This is a genomic window from Sphingomonas sp. AC435 (genome assembly GCF_979253005.1).
The window spans coordinates 1-261 of record NZ_CEEDCJ010000053.1 but is presented as its reverse complement, the minus strand read 5'-3'; the positions used below and the strand labels follow the sequence as shown (position 1 = coordinate 261).

The window sequence follows — 261 nt, the reverse complement described above, 5'->3', positions numbered from 1 at the left end:
GCGGCGGAGTGGGAGGACTGTCGGGCCAAGGGAGCGTTCGTGGGGGAGGGGCATGTCGGCTTCGACCTGATCGAGACGATGGCGGTCGACCCTGAAGAGGGCATGCCCCTGCTGGAGCGTCATCTGGCGCGCATGAAGGCGAGTGCGGAGACGTTCGGCGTCGCGTTCGATCGTCACGGTGCGCGCACCGAGTTGCAGGCGGCGACTTTCCGCCTGCGCGACCCGTGCCGCATCCGCCTGGTGCTGGCACCCTCCGGCTCG

Annotated in this window: 1 protein-coding gene; it reads left to right on the top strand. The window is 69.7% G+C overall.

Annotation, left to right across the window (positions count from 1 at the left end; all coding sequences use genetic code 11):
- Positions 1-261: aminotransferase class IV (locus AC0CH8_RS18915; protein WP_465241203.1), on the top strand; the 261-nt coding region annotated here is incomplete at both ends.